Source organism: Micromonospora chersina, assembly GCF_900091475.1.
GTDB classification, from domain to species: Bacteria; Actinomycetota; Actinomycetes; order Mycobacteriales; family Micromonosporaceae; genus Micromonospora; species Micromonospora chersina.
In genome coordinates, this window is the sequence record NZ_FMIB01000002.1 from 5,781,512 (window position 1) to 5,802,060 (window position 20,549).

The window sequence follows — 20,549 nt, forward strand, 5'->3', positions numbered from 1 at the left end:
CAGCGAGGAGGTCGAGGTGACGAACGAACCGCTGGTCGAGGCGCCCGCCGACACCGTCGCGGGCGAGGTGGTGCTGCGCCTCACCGACGTGGTCAAGACCTTCCCCGGCGTACGCGCGCTGGACGGGGTCCAGCTGGAGGTGCGCGCCGGCGAGGTGCACTGCCTGCTCGGGCAGAACGGCGCCGGCAAGTCGACCCTCATCAAGGTGCTCGCCGGGGTGCACCGGCCGGACTCCGGCGAGGTGGTGTGGCGCGGCGAACCCGCCGCCTTCGCCAACCCGCAGGCGGCCATGCGGGCCGGGATCGCCACCATCTACCAGGAACTCGACCTGGTCGAGGACCTGTCGGTGGCGGAGAACGCCTTCCTGGGCCACGAGCCGCGCCGTCTCGGCTTCGTCCGGCGCGGGCACATGGCCCGCAGGACCCGGCAGATCCTGGCCCGGCTCGGCCACCCGGAGATCCCGCCCGGGCGGCTGGTCCGGCACCTTCCGGCGGCCGGCAAGCAGATCGTCAGCATGGCGCGGGCGCTCTCCCACGAGGCCCGGCTCATCATCATGGACGAACCGAGCGCGGTGCTCGCCCACGACGAGGTGGGCAACCTGTTCCGGATCATCCGGGAACTCACCGCGCAGGGCATCGCGGTCATCTACATCTCCCACCGGATGGAGGAGATCCGCGAGATCGGCGACCGGGTGACCGTACTCAAGGACGGCCGGACCACCGCGGCCAACCTGCCGGCCCGCGACACGCCCACCCGCGACCTGGTCGCCCGGATGACCGGCCGGACCATCGAGTACGTCTTCCCGGACCGCCCCGACGACGACCCGAGCGGCCAGGAACTGCTGCGGGTGGAGGGGCTGACCCGGCACGGCGAGTTCGCCGACGTCTCGCTCGGCGTGCGCGCCGGGGAGATCGTCGGCATCGCCGGCCTGGTCGGCTCCGGCCGCTCGGAGCTGCTGGAGACGATCTACGGCGCCCGCCGGGCGCAGGCCGGCACGGTCCGGATGGGTGGGCGGACGCTGCGGCCGGGCAGCGTCGGCGCGGCGGTGCGGGCCGGCATGGGGATGGCCCCCGAGGAGCGCAAGAGCCAGGCGCTGCTGCTCGGTGAACCCATCTACCGCAACGTCACGCTTGCCACCTTCGGCCGGTACGCCCGCCTCGGCTTCACCGACGCCGGGCGGGAACGGGCCGCGGCGGACCGGATCGCCGCCTCGCTGGACCTGCGTCCCCGGGACGTCCGCCGTGCGGTGCGCACCCTCTCCGGCGGCAACCAGCAGAAGGTGGTGGTCGGCCGGTGGCTGCTCGGGAACACCCGGCTGCTGCTGCTCGACGAACCGACCCGGGGCGTGGACGTGGGCGCCCGGGCCGAGCTGTACCAGGTGATCCGGGAACTCGCCGCGCGGGGCGTCGGGGTGCTGCTGGTCTCCAGCGAGGTGCCCGAGGTGCTCGGCCTGGCCGACCGGGTGCTGGTGATGCGGGAGGGCCGGGTGGTCCGCGAGGCCCCGGCCGGCGAACTCGACGAGAACACCGTGCTCGACCTCGTCATGGCGGGGTCCCTCATGGAAGGCGCGCCAGCATGAGCGAGACGACACCCACCGCGGCGCCGGAGCGGGCGGCCGACCTGCCGGCCCAGTCGCCGCCGGTCGACCCCGCCGAGACCGCGAAGGCCGACGCGTCGGCCCGGCTCTCCTGGTGGCGCGGCGACGGCGGGGAGGGCGCCAAGCGCAACCTCGGCCTGCTGGCCACCCTGGTGGTGCTCGTGGTCATCGGCATCCTGACCCGGCCCGACCTCTACGGCGACGCCAGCTGGGTGTGGGGCAACACGCTCACCATCCTCAAGCTCGCCTCGGTGGTCGGCGTGGTCACGGTCGGGATGACCTTCGTGATCATCGGCGGCGGCATCGACCTCTCGGTCGGCGCGATCGTCGCGCTCGCCGGGGTCTGGTGCACCACTGTCGCCACCCAGAGCTACGGCGCCGGCGGCATGATCTTCAGCGCGCTCACCGTGGGGCTGGCCGTCGGCGTGGTGAACGGGCTGCTCATCTCGTACGGGCGGCTGGTGCCGTTCATCGCCACGCTGGCCATGATGGTCGCCGCCCGCGGCCTGGCCGCCGAGATCTCCGACAAGCAGACCCAGGTCTCCAACGACAGCTTCATCAACGGCATCGCCACCGTGAAGCTGCTCGGCATCCCGCTGCTGGTCTACATCCTCGCCGCGGTGGTGCTGGCCGGCTGGGTGCTGCTCAACCGGACCACCTTCGGCCGCCGCACGGTGGCCGTCGGCGGCAACCCCGAGGCGGCCCGGCTCGCCGGCATCAACGTCCGCCGGCACACCGTGCTGCTCTACGCGCTCTCCGGCCTCTGCTGCGGCATCGCCGCGATCATGCTGACCGCGCAGGCCACCTCCGCCCAAGCGGCGATGGCCAACCTCTACGAGCTGGACGCGATCGCCGCCGCGATCATCGGCGGCACGCTGCTCAGCGGCGGGCGGGGCACCATCATCGGCTCCCTGCTCGGCGTGATCATCTTCTCGACGATCACGAACCTCTTCGCCATCAACGGCCTCTCCACCGAGGCCCAGAACATGGTCAAGGGCGGCATCATCGTCGCGGCCGTCCTGGTCCAGCAGGTGCAGTTCCGCAGCCTCTCCCAGTTCCTCGCCCGCAACCGCGCCACCACCACCTGATCCCACCGCGTCCGCCAGACCGCCGTCGCACCGACGGTGGTCCGGCCCACCGCACCCGAAAACACCCCACCACCTCATTCAGGAGGCCGTCATGACAAGTGACCTGTCACGCCGCCGGCTGCTCTTCGGCGGGGCCGCGCTCTCCGCCGGCGTGCTGCTCGCCGGCTGCACCAGCAACGAGCAGACCCCCACCCAGGCCCAGACCAAGGCCGCGGCCACCGGCGCCAACAGCGAGCCGGGCAAGAAGGTGACAATCGGCTTCTCCGCCCCGGCCGCCGACCACGGCTGGATCGCCGCCATCACCAACAACGCCAAGGCGCAGGCCGGGGCGTACTCGGACGTGGAGCTGAAGAGCGTGGAGGCCGGCGCGGACGCGGCGGCCCAGCGTGCGGCGCTGTCCACCCTGATCTCCCAGAAGCCCGACGTGATCGTGCTGCTGCCGCACGACGGCAAGGAGCTCAACGCGTTCGGCCTGGAGGCCATGAAGGCGGGCATCCCGGTGGTCAACCTGGACCGGGCGTTCCCCGACGCGCGGGCCTACCGGCTCCAGATCAAGGGCGACAACTACGGCATGGGGGTGGCCGCCGCCACCTACATCGCCGAGCAGCTCAAGGCCAAGGGCGTCAGCAACCCGGTCATCGGCGAGATCCCCGGCATCGACTCGCTGGAGCTGACCCAGGAACGCTCCAAGGGCTTCGCCGACACGCTGGCCTCGCTCGGCCTCAAGGTGGCCAACCGCCGCCCGGCCGAGTTCACCGCCGACTCGGGCCAGCAGGCCGCCACCGGGCTCTTCCAGGCCCTGCCGAAGATCGACGCGCTCTGGAACCACGACGACGACCAGGGCATCGGCGTCCTCGCCGCGGTCAACCAGGCCAACCGCAAGGAGTTCTTCATGGTCGGCGGCGCCGGCTCGAAGAAGGCCATGGAGGACATCGCGGCCGACAACACGGTGCTCAAGGCCACCGTCACCTACAGCCCGTCGATGGCCTCCTCGGCCATCTCCCTGGCCCGCCTCATCGGCCAGGGCAAGGGCATGTCCGACCTGGTCGAACTCCAGGTACCGAAGGAGATCGTCCTCGCCTCCGAGACGATCACCAAGGAGAACGCGAGCAACTACCTGAAGCTCGGGTTCTGACACACGGGGGGAGACCCACCTTGTCCACTCACGACAACGTCCTGCGGGTCGGGATGGTCGGCTACGCGTTCATGGGCGCCGCGCACTCCCAGGCGTGGCGCACCGTGAACCGCGTGTACGACCTGCCGGCGCAGGTGCGGATGGCGCTCGTCTGCGGTCGCGACGAGCCGAAGGTGGCCGAGGCCGCCGCACGGCTCGGCTGGGACGGGCACACCACGGACTGGCGGCGGCTCGTCGAATCCGACGAGATCGACGTGGTCGACATCTGCACACCGGGGGACAGCCACTGCGAGATCGCCCTCGCCGCGCTGGCCGCGGGCAAGCACGTGCTGTGCGAGAAGCCGCTGGCCAACACCGTCGAGGAGGCCCGGCAGATGACGGCCGCCGCCGCCCGGGCCCGGACCGCCGGGGTACGCGCCATGTGCGGCTTCAACTACCGGCGGGTGCCCGCGGTCACCCTGATGCGGCGGCTCGTCGCCGACGGGCGGCTCGGCGAGATCCGGCACGTCCGGGCGGTCTACCTCCAGGACTGGATCGTGGACCCGCAGTTCCCGCTGGTCTGGCGGTTGCAGAAGGACAGGGCGGGCTCCGGCGCGCTCGGCGACATCGGCGCGCACATCATCGACCTGACCCAGTACGTGACCGGGCAGCTCATCACCGGGGTCAGCGCGGTCACCGAGACGTTCGTCAAGGAACGGCCGCTGCCGGCCGGGTCGAGCGGCCTGGCCGCGCAGGCCGACGGCAACGGCCGGGCGACCGGACCGGTCACCGTGGACGACGCGGCGGTCTTCGTGGCCCGCCTCGACGGTGGCGCGCTCGCCACCTACGAGGCGACGCGGTTCGCCACCGGCCGCAAGAACGCCCTGCGTGTCGAGATCAACGGCTCGAAGGGCAGCGTGGTGTTCGACCTGGAACGCCTCAACGAACTGGAGTTCCTCGACGCCACCCGACCGTCGGCCGAGCAGGGCTTCAGCCGGATCCTGGTGACCGAGCCGGAGCACCCGTACCTGTCGGCGTGGTGGCCGCCCGGCCACATCATCGGCTACGAGCACTCCTTCACCCACCAGATGCGCGACTTCGTCGAGGCGGTCGCCACCGGCGTCGACCCGACGCCGTCGTTCGCCGACGCGTTGCAGGTCCAGCTCGTGCTCGACGCCGTGACCCGCTCCGCCGAGCGGGCCGCCTGGACGGAGGTGGAGCCCGCGCTGGCCGAGCTGGCCGCCTGACCGATCCACCCCGCGGCGCGCCCCACGCGCCGCCCGACACCGCTGTCCACGCGGCGCACCGCGCCGCCCGAAGGGCTTTCCGGCGCCGGCCGGCGAGGGCCCGCCGCGGTTGCGCCCCGCGGCGGGGACGAGGCCGGCCCCGGGGAGCGTGCCGCCGGAGACTCGGCCGGCACGAACCAGCAGGCCGTCCGGTGCGGCCGGACCGGGATTCCCCGGCCGCACCGGCGGACCGGCCCGACGACGGGGAGGCAGGAACCATGCGTACGGGTGTCTGGCTGGTGGGAGCGCGCGGCTCGGTCGCGACCACCAGCATCGTCGGGGCGCTCGCCCTGCGGGCCGGGCTCACCGGCCCGACCGGTTGTGTCACCGAGCTGCCCGAGCTGCGCGGGCCCGCCCTTCCGTCCTTCGCCGATCTGGTGTTCGGCGGACACGACGTGGTGGACACCCCGCTGCCCAAACGCGCCGAGGCGCTCGCCGCCGCCGGGGTGGTGCCCGGCCGGCTGGTCGACGCCCTCGCCGGTGAGCTGGCCGAGGTGGAGGCGGCTTTGCGTCCCGCGCCGGCCGGCGGCAGCGCGGCCGAACAGGTCGCCGCCGTGGCCCACGACGTGTCCGAGTTCCGCCGCCGGCACGCGCTCGACGGGGTGGTGGTCGTCAACGTCTCCGCCACCGAACCGGCGCCCGAGCCGCACCCGGCCCACGACGACCTCGCCGCGCTGCGGGCCGCGCTGGCCGGCCCCTCCGAGGTGCTGCCGCCCAGCTCGCGGTACGCGTACGCGGCGTTCACGGCCGGCTGCCCGTACGTGGACTTCACCCCGTCCACCGGCGCCCGGCTGCCCGCCCTGGCGGCACTCGCGCGGGAGCGCGGCCTGCCGTACGCCGGGCACGACGGCAAGACCGGCGAGACCCTCGTCAAGTCGGTGCTCGCACCGATGTTCGCGCTGCGGCACCTGGCCGTCCGCTCCTGGTCCGGTGTCAACCTGCTCGGCGGCGGCGACGGCGCCACGCTCGCCGAGCCCGCCGCCAACGCGGCAAAGGTCGCCAGCAAGCAGCGGGTGCTCGGGGAGACCCTCGGCTACGTCCCGCAGGGCGACACCCGGATCGACCACGTGGCCGAACTGGGCGACTTCAAGACCGCCTGGGACCTGGTCACCTTCGCCGGCTTCCTCGGCACCGGCATGCGGCTGGAGTTCACCTGGCACGGCTGCGACTCGGCGCTCGCCGCGCCGCTGGTCCTCGACCTGGCCCGGCTCACCGCCGCCGCGCACGCCGCCGGCCGGACCGGGCCGCTGGCCGAGCTGGCCTTCTTCTTCAAGGACGGGATCGACGCCCCCACCCACGCGCTGGCCGAGCAGTGGACGCTGCTGCGGGAGTTCGTCGCCGGCCTGCACGCCGGGGCGGCCCGATGACCCGCCTCGCCGACCTCGCCGAACTGGTCCGGGCGCCGGCCGCGCTCTCCGTGCCGGGGGACGTGCTGTCCGGCGCGGCGGCGGCCGGCGTGCTGGACCGGCGTACGCCCGCGCTGGCCGGTGCCTCGGTGCTGCTGTACTGGGCCGGGATGGCCGCCAACGACTGGGCGGACCGGCGGCTCGACGCCGTCGAGCGCCCCGAGCGGCCGATCCCCTCCGGCCGCGTCCGCCCGGCCACCGCGCTCGGCGTCGCCGCCGGCCTGACCGCCGCCGGGCTCGCCGTGGCCGGCGCCGCCGGGGGCCGGCGCGCCGCCGCCGTCGCCGTCCCCCTCGCCGCCACCATCTGGGGGTACGACCTGCTCGCCAAGAACACGGCCGCCGGCCCGGCCGTGATGGCCGCCTGCCGGGGCCTGGACGTGCTGCTCGGCGCGAGCGTCGGCCCGGCCCGTGGCCGTGGCGGGCGGCAGTCGCCGCCGGCCGCTCGCGGGCTCCTCCGGACGCCGCCGGCGGCTCGCGGGCTGGTCCGGGCGCTGCCGGCCGCGCTGACCGTGGCCGCGCACACCTGGACCGTCACCGCGCTGTCCCGCCGCGAGGTCTCCGGCGCCGACCGGCGGCTGCCCCGGGCCACCCTGGCCGGGACCGCGCTGGTCGCGGCCACCGCGCTGGGTCGCCCCGACCCGGTGCCGGTGGCGCTGGCCGCCGGCTACGCGGGCCGGTACGGCGCCGCGCAGGCCCGGGTGCTCGCCGACCCGTCGCCCGCCCGGGTACGCGCCGCCGTCGGCGCCGGCATCACCGGCCTGCCCGCGTTGCAGGGCGCGCTGACCGCCCGGGCCGGCGCCCGGCTGCTCGGCCTCGCCGTCGCCGCGGCCGCCCCGCTCGGCCGCCGCCTGGCCCGACTGATCTCACCGACATGACCACCCCGCCGCCGACGACGCTCGACCCGGCCGGGCTGCGATTCGGGTACGGCACGAACGGGTTTTCGAACCACCGGCTCGGCGACGCGCTCGCCGTCCTGGCCGACCTCGGCTACCAGGGCGTGGCGCTCACGCTGGACCACGACCACCTGGACCCGTTCACGCCCGGGCTCGCCCGGCGGGTGGCCGCCGTGCGCCGCCGGCTGGACGCGCTCGGCCTGGCCGTGGTGGTCGAGACCGGTGCCCGCTACCTGCTCGACCCCTGGCACAAGCACGCGCCGACGCTGCTGCACGACGACCCCGCCCCGCGGATCGACTTCCTCCGCCGCGCCGCCCGGATCGGCGCGGACCTGGGCGCCGAGGCGGTGTCGTTCTGGGCCGGCGTCCGCCCGCCCGAGGTGCCGGCGGCGCTCGCCTGGCAGCGCCTGGTGGCCGGCTGCGACGCCGTCTGCGTCGAGGCCGCGGCGGCCGGAGTGCCGCTCGGCTTCGAACCCGAGCCGGGCATGCTTGTCGAGGACATCGCCGGCTGGTTCCGGCTGCGGGAGGCAGTGGGCGCGCCACCCGGCTTCGGGATCACCCTCGACATCGGACACTGCCGCTGCCTGGAGCCGCGGCCGGTGCCCGACTGCGTGACGGCGGTCGCCGAGCACCTGGTCAACGTGCAGATCGACGACATGCGCCGGGGCGTGCACGAGCACCTGGAGTTCGGCGCGGGCGAGATCGACTTCCCTCCGGTGCTGCGCGCCCTCGCCGCCGCCGGCTACCGCGGCCTGGTGGCCGTCGAACTGCCCCGGCACTCCCACGCCGCCCCGGCCGTGGCCGCCCGCTCGCTCGACTTCCTCCGCGCCGCCGCCTGCAAAGGCGGTGGTTGAGCACCTGCCACCCGGCTCGAAAGGGGAGACGGCATGACACCCGACCGACTGCGCGCCGCGCTGCGGGGCGTACCCGATCCGCAGTGGCTGGACGCGGCCCTGCGCCGCGTCGCGAGCGAGCCCGCCGCGATCCCGCGACTGTTCGCCCTCGCCGCCCGGCGGTGCGGCCGGGGGCCGCTGCCCGACCCGCCCGGCTGGACCGTCGACGAGGCCGCCCGAACGCTGCTGCTCACCGCGCTCCCCGCCGACCACGCCGCGACGGCCGAGGCGCTCTACCGGCACGGTGACGCCGCCGAGAAACGCGCCGTGCTGCGCGCCCTTCCGCTGCTGCCGATCGGGGCGGAGTGCGTGCCGCTGCTGCACGACGCGATCCGCACCAACGACACCCGGCTGGTGGCCGCAGCCCTCGGCCCGTACGCCCGGCACCTGGAGCAGCCCGCCTGGCGGCACGCGGTGCTCAAGTGCGTCTTCACCGGCGTGCCGCTGGCCGTCGTCGACGACCTGGACGGGCGGGCGGACGGCGAACTGGCCGCGATGCTCGCCGCGCTCGCCGCCGAGCGGAACGCCGCCGGCCGCGCCATGCCCGCCGACGCCACCGACCTGCTCGACCGGCTCGGCGCCGGCTCGCACCCGACCACCGCCAGGGAGGCGTGATGCGCATCTTCGACCCGCACATCCACATGACGTCCCGGACCACCGACGACTACGAGCGGATGGCCGCGGCCGGGGTGCGCGCCGTGGTGGAACCCGCCTTCTGGCTGGGCCAGCCGCGCACCAGCGTGGACACCTTCGTCGACTACTTCGACTCGCTGATCGGCTGGGAGCCGTTCCGGGCCGGCCAGTTCGGCGTCCGGCACCACGCCACCGTGGCGCTCAACCCGAAGGAGGCCAACGACCCGCGCTGCCGCCCGGTGCTCGACCTGCTCCCGCGCTACCTCGACAAGGACGGCGTGGTGGCGGTCGGGGAGATCGGCTACGACTCGATGACCCCGGCCGAGGACGCCGCCTTCGCCGGCCAGCTCGCCCTGGCCGTGGCGCACGACCTGCCCGCCCTCGTGCACACGCCGCACCGGGACAAGGCGCGCGGCGTCGAGCGCACCCTCGCCGTCGTCGCCGAATCCGGCATCGAACCCGGGCGGGTGCTTGTCGACCACCTCAACGAGGTCACCGTGAAGCTGGTGCGGGACACCGGCTGCTGGCTCGGCTTCTCCATTTATCCCGAGACGAAGATGTCGCCGCCGCGGATGGTCGAGCTGCTGCGGACGTACGGGACCGAGCGGATGCTTGTCAACTCGGCCGCCGACTGGGGGCGCTCCGACCCGCTGCTCACCCGGGCCACCGGCGAGGCCATGCTGCTCGCCGGGTTCACCGAGGACGACGTGGACCAGGTGCTGTGGCGCAACCCCGTGGAGTTCTACGGCCAGTCCGGCCGGCTGGACCTCACCGACCTGGAGGGTGCCGCCGCCACGTTCGCCGGCAACTCGATCCTGCGTGGAGGCGAGTGATGCGGCTGCGGCACGCCGACGGGACGACCGTCCACCTCGGCTACTGCACCAACGTCCACCCCGCCGAGGACCTGCCCGGGATCCTCGCCCAGCTCGACACCTACGCCGTCGCCGTCCGCCGGGCGCTCGACACCGACCGGCTGGGGCTGGGGCTGTGGCTGGCGGCCCCGGTGGCCGCCGCGCTCGCCGCCGACCCGGCGGCCCGCCGCCGGCTCCGGCACGAGCTGACCGTACGCGGGCTGGAGGTGGTCACGCTCAACGGCTTCCCGTACGCGGCCTTCCAGGCCCCGGTGGTCAAGGGCGCCGTCTACCACCCGGACTGGACCACGCCGGACCGGCTCGCGTACACCCTGGACCTGGCCCGGGTGCTGGCCGACCTGCTCCCCGACGACGCGGCCCGCGGCTCGATCTCCACCCTGCCGCTGGCCTGGCGCACACCGTGGGACATCGGCCGGGCCGAGGCCGCCCGCCGCCGCCTCGACGCCCTCGCCGTCGGGCTGGCGGCGGTGGAGCGGGAGACCGGCCGCGCCGTCCGGGTCGGCTTCGAACCGGAACCGGGCTGTCTGGTGGAGTCCACGGGACAGGCACGCGAGGTATTGTCAGCCATGGATACCGAGCGGCTCGGGATCTGCGTGGACCTGGCACACCTCGCCTGCGCCTGGGAGGAGCCGGTCGAGGCCCTCGCGCGGCTGCGCGACGCCGGGCTGCCGGTGGTCAAGGTGCAGGTCTCCGCCGCCGTGGAGGCGCCCGACCCGGCCGGCTCGGCCGAGGCACTGCGCCGCTGGGTCGAGCCGCGCTTCCTGCACCAGACCCGCGCCGCGGGCTGCGCCGGCGCCACCGACCCGGCCGACCCGGCGTACGCGGCCGACGACCTGGACGCCGCCCTCGACGCGCGGCTGCCCGGGGCGTGGCGGGTGCACTACCACGTGCCGTTGCACGCACCACCCGAACCGCCGCTGCGATCCACCGTGCCGGTGCTCCGGGCCGCCCTCGCCGCGCTCTACACCGGCCCGGTCGCCGGCTGCGACCACCTCGACGTCGAGACGTACACCTGGGGGGTGCTGCCGGCCGCGCGACGGCCGCACACCGACGCGGAGCTGGCCGCCGGCATCGCCGCCGAGCTGGCCTTCGCCCGCGACGAGCTGGTCGGCCTGGGGCTGGCCACCACGGCGGGGGCCGTGAGCGCGTGGAGTGAGCCGGTTCTGCGAGCCCCGCAGTCGCGAACGAAGGAAGGTGCTGCCTCGTGAGCCGGCGGCTCGTGGTGCTCGACGTGGTGGGGCTGACCCCGCGGCTGCTGGCGCACATGCCCCGGCTGCGCGCGATCGCGGAGGCCGGCTTCGCCGCCGAGCTGGGCACCGTGCTGCCCGCGGTGACCTGCTCGGTGCAGTCGACCTTCCTGACCGGCGAGCCCCCGTCCGGGCACGGGATCGTCGGCAACGGCTGGTACTTCCGCGACCTCGGCGAGGTGCTGCTCTGGCGGCAGCACAACGCCCTGGTGGGCGGGGAGAAGCTGTGGCAGGCGGCGCGCCGGGTCGAGCCCGGCTACCGGGTCGCCAACGTCTGCTGGTGGTACGCCATGGGCGCCGACGTGGACTGGACGGTGACCCCGCGCCCGATCTACCACGCCGACGGGCGCAAGGAGCCGGACTGCTGGACCGACCCGCCGGAGCTGCACGACGAGCTGACCGGCGCGCTCGACACCTTCCCGCTGTTCACCTACTGGGGGCCCGGCGCCGGGCTGCCCTCGTCGGCCTGGATCTGCCGGGCCGCCGAGAAGATCCTCGCCGACCACGCGCCGGACCTCACCCTCGTCTACGTCCCGCACCTCGACTACGACCTGCAACGCTTCGGCCCGTCCTCGCCCCGGGCCGCCGCCGCGGCGGCGGAGCTGGACGCGGTGCTCGCGCCGCTGCTCGACGCCGCCCGGGAGCGGGACGCCACGGTGGTGGCGCTCTCCGAGTACGGCATCACCGACGTCTCCCGGCCGGTGGACGTCAACCGGATGCTGCGCGCCGAGGGGCTGCTGCGGGTCTACACCCAGGCCGGCATGGAATACCTGGACCCGTGGACCTCGCGGGCCTTCGCGGTCGCCGACCACCAGGTGGCGCACGTCTACGTGCGGGACCCGGCCGACGTGCCCGCGGTGGCGAAGCTCTGCGCGGCCCTGCCCGGGGTGGCCGAGGTGCTGGACGCCGCCGGCCAGGCCGGGTACGGGCTGGACCATGCGCGCTCCGGCGAGCTGGTGCTGGTGGCCGAACCGGACGCCTGGTTCACCTACTACTACTGGCGGGACGACGCCCGCGCGCCCGACTTCGCCCGGCTCGTCGAGATCCACCGCAAGCCCGGCTACGACCCGGCCGAACTCTTCTTCGACCCGGCCGCGCCGGGCGCCGCGAAGCGCCGGGCCGCTGTCGCGCTGGCCCGCAAGAAGCTCGGGATGCGCTACCTCATGAGCGTGGTCGGCCTGGACGCCGGGGCCCGGGCGGTGCGCGGCTCCCACGGCCGGCTCCCCGCCGACCCGGCCGACGGGCCGGTGCTGCTCTGCTCCGACCCGGCCGCGGCCCGGGACCGGCTGGCCGCGACCGACGTGAAGGCGCTGCTGCTCCACCTCGCCGGACTGGCCCGGGAGGCCCCATGACCGTGACCGTCGCACCGACCGACCCGGCCCTGCTGCGGGACCGCTTCGACGCGGCGCTCGCCGCGTTCCTCCGCGAGCGCGGGCCGGGTCGGCCGGACGACGGCACGGGGGCCGTGCACGCGGTGCTCCGCCGGTTCGTCCTGGCCGGCGGCAAGCGGCTGCGGCCGCTGTTCTGCTACTGGGGCTGGCGGGGCTTCGGCGGCCCCGACGGGGGCCCCATCGTGGTGGCCGCGGCGGCGCTGGAGCTGTTCCACGCCTTCGCGCTGATCCACGACGACATCCTGGACCGCAGCGACCGCCGGCGCGGCGAGCCGACCGTCCACCGGATCTTCGCCGACCGGCACGTCCGGGCCGGCTGGCGCGGCGACCCCGAGGCGTACGGCCGGCAGGCGGCCCTGCTCTGCGGCGACCTGTGCGCCGCCTGGTCCGGGCAGATGTTCCACGGCTGCGGGCTGGACACCGAGCGGCTGCGCCGGGGCCACGCCCTGCTGGCCCGGATGCGGGCCGAGGTGATCGCGGGGGAGTACCTCGACGTGGTGGCCGCTGCCGGCGACGGCTCGGTGGCCAGCGCCCTCGCGGTGGTCCGGATGAAGACGGCGCGCTACACGGTGACCCGCCCGGTGCAGGTGGGCGCCGCCCTGGCCGGGGCGGACCCGGAGGTGGTGGCGGCGCTGGCCGGGTTCGGCGACCCGCTCGGGGACGCCTTCCAGCTCCGCGACGACCTGCTCGGCGTCTTCGGCGACCCGGCGCTGACCGGCAAGTCCAACCTGGACGACCTGCGGGAGGGGAAGCCGACCGTGCTGCTGGCGCTGGCCCGGGCGCACGCCGGGCCGGCCGGGTTGGCACGGCTGCGGGCGCTTGTCGGCGACCCGGCGCTGGGCCCGGCGGGCGCCGCCGAGGTGCGTGGCATCGTCGAGGCGTCCGGTGCGCGGGCGGCGGTGGAGCGGATGATCCGGTCGCGGGCCGACGCCGCCCTGGCCGCCCTGGACCGGCTGCCGCTGACCGGGCCGGCCCGGGCGGCGCTGGCGGACCTGGCGGCCCGGGCCGTGGACCGGCGTCGCTGACGCCGACTTTTGTCGCAGATTGACGAAAGTCGTTCCGGAACCAACGGAAGGTATGGACAGCCGAATCGAAAGGTCTTAATGTCGTGCGCAAGCACGAAGCTGTTTCGCCGAGGTGAACCGCCCCCAACCGGCACCCTCGACGAGGTGACTGCCGGCCGGCCGCAACCACCGGTGGTCACGGCCCACCGGGCCTCATCCGGCGGGCCCGGCGCAGCATCCCCCGCACGGCATCCGGCGCGACGCGCGCCCGATCCTGGCTGCGCGCGTCAGGAAGGGACAGCAGAGGCATGTCCAGCCCCCACCACACCCCCACCCGACGATGGCTCCCCGCCGGATCGGCGCTGCTACTCGCGGCGGCCGCCGGCGCGGTCGGCCTTGCCGCGACGCCCGTCCCGGCGTCCGCGCACCCCATCTCCGCGACCGACTTCCAGCAGGTGGAACTCGCCCGCGGCGTCGCCGAGACCGGCGAACCGATGTCCCTCGCGGTGCTGCCCGACCGTTCGGTCCTGCACACCGCCCGCAACGGCACGCTGCGGCGCACCGACGCCGCCGGCGTCACCACAGTGATCGGCACGCTGTCCGTCTACACCCACGACGAGGAGGGGCTCCAGGGCGTCGGCGTCGACCCCGGCTTCGGGAGCAACCGGCAGATCTACCTCTACTACGCGCCCCCGCTGTCCACCCCGGCCGGCGACGCACCCGCCACCGGCACCGACTTCTCCGTCTGGCGCGGCGTCAACCGGCTCTCCCGGTTCACCCTCAACGCCGACTTCACGCTCAACCAGGCGAGCAAGGTCGACGTGCTGGACGTGCCGGCCGACCGGGGCATCTGCTGCCACGTCGGCGGCGACATCGACTTCGACGCCGCCGGCAACCTCTACCTCTCCACCGGCGACGACACCAACCCGTTCGACTCCGGCGGCTACGCGCCGATCGACGAGCGGACCGACCGCAACCCCGCGTACGACGCGCAGCGCAGCGCCGGCAACACCAACGACCTGCGCGGCAAGATCCTGCGGATCAAGGTGAACGCCGACGGCTCGTACTCGATCCCCGCCGGCAACCTCTTCCCGGTCGGCACCGCGAAGACCCGGCCGGAGATCTACGCGATGGGCTTCCGCAACCCGTTCCGGATGAGCGTGGACCGGGCCACCGGCGTCGTCTACGTCGGCGACTACGGCCCGGACGCCGGCACCAGTTCGGCCCGCGGCCCCTCCGGGCAGGTTGAGTTCGACCGCGTCACCGCGCCCGGCAACTACGGCTGGCCGTACTGCACCGGCACCAACACGGCGGCCGAGACGTACGCCGAGTGGGACTTCGCCACCGGCACGGCCGGCGCGAAGTACAACTGCGCGGGCGGCCCCACGAACAACTCGTTCCGCAACACCGGCCAGAGCACGCTGCCGGCCGCCAAACCGGCCTGGATCCGGTACGCGGGCGACGCCGGCAGCCCGCCCGAGTTCGGTGGCGGCTCCGAGTCGCCGATGGCCGGCCCGGTCTACCGGTACGACGCCGCCAACCCGTCCACCACGAAGTTCCCGCAGTCCTTCGACGGGCAGTTCTTCGCCACCGAGTTCGGCCGGGGCTGGATCAAGCCGATCCACCTCAACGCCGACGGCACGCCCGGCACCATCGATTCCTTCCCGTGGACCGGCAAGCAGGTGATGGACTCGGCGTTCGGGCCGGACGGCGCGTACTACGTGCTCGACTACGGCACCGGCTACTTCAACGGCGACGCCAACTCGGCGCTGTACCGCTTCGACTACCTCGGCGGCGGCAACCGCGCGCCGGTGGCCCGGGCCGCCGCCGACAAGACCTCCGGCGCCGCGCCGTTGGCGGTCGCCTTCTCCTCGGCCGGCTCGTCCGACCCGGAGGGCGGGGCGCTCACGTACGCCTGGGCGTTCGGTGACGGCGGCACCTCGACGGCGGCGAACCCGTCGCACACCTACACCGCCAACGGCCGGTACACCGCCACGCTGACCGTCCGGGACCCGCAGGGCGCCACCGGCACCGCCAGCGTGATCATCACGGTCGGCAACACCGCGCCGACGGTCACCGTGAACAGCCCGGGCAACGGGCAGCTCTTCTCCTTCGGCGACACCGTGCCGTTCCGGATCACCGTCACCGACCCGGAGGACGGCACGATCGACTGCACAAAGGTCAAGATGACCTACGTGCTCGGCCACGACCAGCACGGCCACCAGATCACCTCGGCGACCGGCTGCACCGGGTCGATCAGCATCCCGGTCGACGGCGAGCACGACGACGCGGCGAACATCTTCGCGATCTTCGACGCCGAGTACACCGACTCCGGCGGCCTGACCACGCACACCCAGCACACCCTCCAGCCCCGCCACCGGCAGGCCGAGCACTTCAAGACCTCGTCCGGGATCAACACCTTCGACAAGGCGACCGCCGAGGGCGGCAGGACGGTCGGCGACATCCAGAACGGGGACTGGATCGCGTTCGAGCCGTACCAGCTCGGCAACGTCACCGGGTTCAGCGCCCGGGTCTCCTCGGCCGGGGCGGGCGGCACCCTCCAGATCCGGGCCGGCTCGGCCACCGGCACCGTGCTGGGCTCGGCCACCGTGCCGGTGACCGGGGCGTGGGACACGTTCACCACGGTGACCGGCGCGATCACCAACCCGCCCGCCGGGACCACCACCCTCTACCTCACGTTCGCGGGCGGCACCGGCGCGCTCTACGACGTGGACTCGTTCACCCTCACCACCTCCGCCGTCCGCACCGGGCCCATCCGGGGGCTGGCCGGCAAGTGCCTCGACGTCCGCAACGCCGCGACCGCCGACGGCACCCAGGTCCAGCTCTACACCTGCAACGGCACCGCCGCGCAGAGCTGGACGGTGACCCCGAACGCGACCATCAAGGCGCTCGGCAAGTGCCTCGACATCTCCGGCGGCGCGACCGCCGACGGCACGAAGATCCAGCTCTGGACGTGCAACGGCACCGGCGCGCAGAACTGGTCCGCCCAGGCCGACGGCACGCTGCGCAACCCGCAGTCCGGCAAGTGCCTCGACGTCTCCGGCAACAACTCCGCCGACAGCACCCCCGTACACCTCTGGACCTGCACCGCCGCGCCCAACCAGAAGTGGCTCCTGCCCTGAGCTGAGAAAGGAGGGGCCCCTTCTTAACGCCTGGCGTTGTACAGGGGCCCCCTCCTAACACCTAGGAGAGCGACATGAGACTTCTCCGCACCGTTCTCGGCGCGGCCACCGCCGTCCTCGCCACCCTCGCCTGCACCACCCCGGCCACCCCGGCGGCCGCCGCCGACGCGCCCTACGACGTGCTGGTCTTCTCCAAGACCGCCGGCTTCCGGCACGACGCCATCCCGGCCGGCATCCAGGCCATCCGCGACCTCGGCGTGGCGAACAACTTCACGGTCACCGCCACCGAGGACGCCGCGCAGTTCACCACCGCCAACCTCGCCCGGATCGAGGCGGTGGTCTTCCTCAACACCACCGGCGACGTGCTCAACGCCACCCAGCAGACCGCCTTCGAGGCGTACATCGGCGCGGGCGGCGGCTACGTGGGCGTCCACGCCGCGGCCGACACCGAGTACGACTGGCCGTTCTACGGCAACCTGGTCGGTGCCTGGTTCGCCTCCCACCCGGCCATCCAGGCGGCGAACGTGAAGGTGGAGGACCGGGCGCACGCCGCCACAGCCCACCTGCCGCAGACCTGGAACCGCACCGACGAGTGGTACAACTACCGCACCAACGCCCGGTCCACCGCGCACGTGCTGGCCACCCTCGACGAGTCGTCCTACTCGGGCGGCTCCATGGGCGGCGACCACCCGCACGCCTGGTGCAAGGCGTACGCGGGCGGCCGGTCCTTCTACACCGGCGGCGGCCACACCCAGGCGTCCTACGCCGAGCCCGCGTTCCGCGCCCACCTGCTCGGCGGCATCCGGTACGCGGCCGGCCGCAGCAGGGCCGACTGCCGCCCGGAGACGGGCTACACGGCGCTCTACAACGGCGCCACCACCGGCTGGTCCCAGGCCGGGCCGGGCAGCTTCACCAACGCCGACGCCACCCTCACCTCGGTCGGCGGGATGGGCCTGTACTGGTACAGCGCGAAGCAGTTCACCAACTACTCGCTGAAGCTCGACTGGCGGCTGGCCGGCGACGACAACTCCGGCGTCTTCATCGGCTTCCCGCCGTCGAGCGACCCCTGGTCGGCGGTGAACAACGGCTACGAGATCCAGATCGACCCGACCGACAGCCCCGACCGGACCACCGGTTCGGTCTACACCTTCAAGTCCGCCGACCTCGCGGCCCGGGACGCGGCGCTCAACCCGGCGGGGGAGTGGAACACCTACGAGCTGCTGGTCGAGGGGGAGCGGCTCCAGGTCTTCCTGAACGGCGTGAAGATCAACGACTTCACCAACACGGACCCGGCGCGGTCCCTCGCCGGCCACGTCGGCATCCAGAACCACGGCACCGGCGACGACGTCTCGTTCCGCAACATCCGGATCAAGGAACTGGGTGGCACGCCGCCGACCGGGAACACCACAGTGCAGGCGGAGGCGTTCAGCTCCGCCAGCGGCGTCACGCCGTTCACCAAGGCCGGCGCCAACGGCGGGCAGACCCTCGGCTACGTCGACCCGGGCGACTGGGCCGCGTACCAGGGGCTCGACCTGACCGGGGTGACCTCGTTCCGGGCCCGGGTGGTCTCCGGCGGGCCGGGCGGCACCATCCAGATCCGCACCGGCTCCCCGACGGGCACCGTGCTCGGTCAGGTGGCCGTGCCCAACACCGGAAGCTGGACGACGTTCGCCGACGTCAGCACCGCGCTGACCGGCGTGCCGAGCGGCAGCCAGACCCTCTGGCTGACCTTCACGGGCACCGGCTCCGGGCTGTTCGACGTCGACGACTTCACGCTGGTCCGGGGCGGCGGCGGTGGTGGCACCGGCCCGATCCGGGGCCTGGCCGGCAAGTGCCTCGACGTGCGTAGCGGCGCCACCGCGGACGGCACCCAGATCCAGCTCTACACGTGCAACGGCAGCACCGCGCAGACCTGGACGGTGACCCCCAACTCCACCGTCAAGGCGCTGGGCAAGTGCCTCGACGTGTCCGGCGGCGCGACCGCCGACGGCACGAAGATCCAGCTCTGGACGTGCAACGGCACCGGCGCGCAGAACTGGTCGGCGCAGGCCGACGGCACGCTGCGCAACCCGCAGTCCGGCAAGTGCCTCGACGTGGCGGGCAACAACTCCGCCGACAGCACCCCGGTGCAGCTCTGGTCCTGCACCGGCGCCGCGAACCAGCGGTGGACCCTGCCCTGACGGGCGGGCCGGCGGCGGACCGGGCGACCTGCGGGATCCGCCCGGTCCGCCGCCGGGGTGCTGCCGTACGGTGACCGTGTGGGACGCCTGGAGCGGTGGCGTCGGGTCGCCCGGGCGGGCCCGAGGGTCGGTGGCGCGGTGCGGGCCGCCCTGCTCCGCGTGCTGCGCCGCGACGGTCAGCCGGCCGGGCCCGCGCCCAGCCTCACCCGGCTGGACGCGCTCATCGACGAGTTCGCCGCCGGCCAGCCGGTGCGCTGGCGGGTGGGCGGCCAGCCCCGCCCGCTGCCCGGGGCGGTCGACGTGGCCGCGTACCGGATCATCCAGGAGGCCCTGACCGACGCGTGCCGGACCGCGCCGGGCGCGGCCGCCGCGGTCCGGCTGCGCTACGACCCCACCGGCCTCACCGTCGAGGTACGCGGCGACGGGCCCGCCGTCCCGCCCGCCGGCCTGCGGGCGCGTGCCGAGTCGGTCGGCGGCCGCCTCCACGCCGGCCCGGACCCCGAGGGCGGCTGGCTGGTCCGCGCCGACCTGCCCGCACCCGAGGACGAGGCGGAGCTGTCCTGACCCTTCCGCGCCGGTCCGGTCCGACCTAGAGTGAGGGCGGCGACCGTGAGGTGGCCGGTGACCCGGCGGGAGGCGCAACCCGGCGGGCCCCGACGCGAACGCGTCCACCGGTGCCGTCGTGGCCGCCCGCACCCGGTCGCCTCGCCCCGGTCCGCAACGGAATCCCCCCATCACGACAGGGGAGAAGGACACATGGCGCGACCCATCACGCTCTTCACCGGCCAGTGGGCCGACCTTCCGTTCGACGAGGTCTGCCGGCTCGCCGCCGAGTGGGGCTACGACGGCCTGGAGATCGCCTGCTGGGGCGACCACTTCGAGGTCGACAAGGCGCTCGCCGACGAGGCGTACGTGGACCGCAAGCGGGCCACCCTCGCCAAGCACAACCTCCAGGTCTTCGCCATCTCCAACCACCTGGTCGGTCAGGCGGTCTGCGATCACCCGATCGACGAGCGGCACCAGGACATCCTTCCCGCCCGGATCTGGGGCGACGGCGAGCCGGAGGGCGTCCGCCGCCGCGCCGCCGAGGAGATGAAGGACACCGCCCGCGCTGCCGCGAAGCTCGGGGTGAAGACGGTGGTCGGCTTCACCGGCTCGTCGATCTGGCACACCCTGGCGATGTTCCCGCCGGTCTCGCCGGCCATGATCGAACGCGGCTACCAGGACTTCGCCGACCGCTGGAACCCGATCCTCGACGTCTTCGAAGAGGTGGGCGTGCGCTTCGCCCACGAGGTGCACCCCAGCGAGATCGCCTACGACTACTGGACCACCAAGCGGGCCCTGGAGGCGATCGGCCACCGGCCCGCGTTCGGGCTGAACTGGGACCCGTCGCACTTCGTCTGGCAGGAGCTGGACCCGGTCAACTTCATCTTCGACTTCGCCGACCGGATCTACCACGTCGACTGCAAGGACGCGAAGGTGCGCACCGGCGACGGCCGGCGCGGCCGGCTCTCCTCCCACCTGCCCTGGGCGGACCTGCGGCGCGGTTGGGACTTCGTCTCCACGGGCCACGGGGACGTGCCGTGGGAGGACTGCTTCCGCGCGTTGAACGCGATCGGCTACACCGGCCCGATCTCCATCGAGTGGGAGGACGCCGGCATGGACCGCCTCGTCGGCGCCCCGGAGGCGCTCCAGTTCGTGCGCCGGCTCGCCTTCGACGCCCCGTCCGCCGCCTTCGACGCGGCCTTCAGCAGCAGCCGGGACTGACCCCCCGGTAAGGAGGGGCCCCTTGTTAACAAGCG

16 protein-coding genes are annotated in these 20,549 nt (G+C 74.1%); all 16 read left to right on the top strand.

The window, feature by feature from the left end:
* Positions 1-16: 16 nt before the first annotated feature.
* Positions 17-1,579 (top strand): sugar ABC transporter ATP-binding protein, encoded by a 1,563-nt coding sequence (locus GA0070603_RS26990; RefSeq protein ID WP_425270478.1) that lies wholly within the window; start codon positions 17-19, stop codon positions 1,577-1,579.
* Positions 1,576-2,685, top strand: a complete 1,110-nt coding sequence (locus GA0070603_RS26995; RefSeq protein ID WP_091319387.1) for an ABC transporter permease — start codon at positions 1,576-1,578, stop codon at positions 2,683-2,685. The genes GA0070603_RS26990 and GA0070603_RS26995 overlap by 4 nt, the downstream gene beginning before the upstream one ends.
* A 91-nt stretch (positions 2,686-2,776) precedes the next feature.
* A complete protein-coding gene (locus GA0070603_RS27000) occupies positions 2,777-3,820 on the top strand; it encodes a substrate-binding domain-containing protein (RefSeq protein WP_091319389.1) in 1,044 nt (347 codons plus the stop codon).
* Positions 3,821-3,840: 20 nt separating this feature from the next.
* The gene (locus GA0070603_RS27005) at positions 3,841-5,046 is read left to right on the top strand and encodes a Gfo/Idh/MocA family protein (RefSeq protein WP_091319392.1); all 1,206 of its coding nucleotides are present in this window, start codon (positions 3,841-3,843) and stop codon (positions 5,044-5,046) included.
* Between the two features lie 257 nt (positions 5,047-5,303).
* Positions 5,304-6,452 (top strand): inositol-3-phosphate synthase, encoded by a 1,149-nt coding sequence (locus tag GA0070603_RS27010; protein WP_091319394.1) that lies wholly within the window; start codon positions 5,304-5,306, stop codon positions 6,450-6,452.
* Positions 6,449-7,366 carry an SCO3242 family prenyltransferase gene (locus GA0070603_RS27015; protein WP_091319396.1) on the top strand — a complete coding sequence of 306 codons (918 nt, stop codon included), beginning with the start codon at positions 6,449-6,451 and terminating at the stop codon, positions 7,364-7,366. Before GA0070603_RS27010 ends, GA0070603_RS27015 begins: the two co-directional genes overlap by 4 nt.
* Positions 7,363-8,238 (top strand): sugar phosphate isomerase/epimerase family protein, encoded by an 876-nt coding sequence (locus GA0070603_RS27020; RefSeq protein ID WP_091319399.1) that lies wholly within the window; start codon positions 7,363-7,365, stop codon positions 8,236-8,238. The genes GA0070603_RS27015 and GA0070603_RS27020 overlap by 4 nt, the downstream gene beginning before the upstream one ends.
* 33 nt (positions 8,239-8,271) lie before the next feature.
* Positions 8,272-8,892: an EboA domain-containing protein gene (locus GA0070603_RS27025; RefSeq protein ID WP_091319401.1), complete on the top strand. Its 621-nt coding sequence runs from the start codon at positions 8,272-8,274 to the stop codon at positions 8,890-8,892.
* Positions 8,892-9,743: a TatD family hydrolase gene (locus GA0070603_RS27030; protein ID WP_091319404.1), complete on the top strand. Its 852-nt coding sequence runs from the start codon at positions 8,892-8,894 to the stop codon at positions 9,741-9,743. Before GA0070603_RS27025 ends, GA0070603_RS27030 begins: the two co-directional genes overlap by 1 nt.
* Positions 9,743-10,990 (top strand): metabolite traffic protein EboE, encoded by a 1,248-nt coding sequence (gene eboE, locus GA0070603_RS27035; RefSeq protein ID WP_139131936.1) that lies wholly within the window; start codon positions 9,743-9,745, stop codon positions 10,988-10,990. Before GA0070603_RS27030 ends, eboE begins: the two co-directional genes overlap by 1 nt.
* On the top strand, positions 10,987-12,381 hold the full coding sequence (locus GA0070603_RS27040) for an alkaline phosphatase family protein (protein ID WP_091319406.1): 1,395 nt from the start codon (positions 10,987-10,989) through the stop codon (positions 12,379-12,381). The genes eboE and GA0070603_RS27040 overlap by 4 nt, the downstream gene beginning before the upstream one ends.
* Positions 12,378-13,445: a polyprenyl synthetase family protein gene (locus GA0070603_RS27045; protein ID WP_091319409.1), complete on the top strand. Its 1,068-nt coding sequence runs from the start codon at positions 12,378-12,380 to the stop codon at positions 13,443-13,445. The genes GA0070603_RS27040 and GA0070603_RS27045 overlap by 4 nt, the downstream gene beginning before the upstream one ends.
* Before the next feature lie 287 nt (positions 13,446-13,732).
* The gene (locus GA0070603_RS27050; RefSeq protein WP_091319411.1) at positions 13,733-16,567 is read left to right on the top strand and encodes a ricin-type beta-trefoil lectin domain protein; all 2,835 of its coding nucleotides are present in this window, start codon (positions 13,733-13,735) and stop codon (positions 16,565-16,567) included.
* Positions 16,568-16,641: 74 nt separating this feature from the next.
* Entirely contained in the window at positions 16,642-18,747 is a 2,106-nt protein-coding gene (locus tag GA0070603_RS27055; protein WP_091319413.1) for a lectin, read from the top strand.
* 78 nt (positions 18,748-18,825) lie between these two features.
* A complete protein-coding gene (locus GA0070603_RS27060; protein ID WP_139131937.1) occupies positions 18,826-19,311 on the top strand; it encodes a sensor histidine kinase in 486 nt (161 codons plus the stop codon).
* Positions 19,312-19,503: 192 nt separating this feature from the next.
* Complete coding sequence (locus GA0070603_RS27065; protein WP_091319418.1) at positions 19,504-20,514, top strand: sugar phosphate isomerase/epimerase family protein; 1,011 nt, start codon at positions 19,504-19,506, stop codon at positions 20,512-20,514.
* Positions 20,515-20,549: the final 35 nt, after the last annotated feature.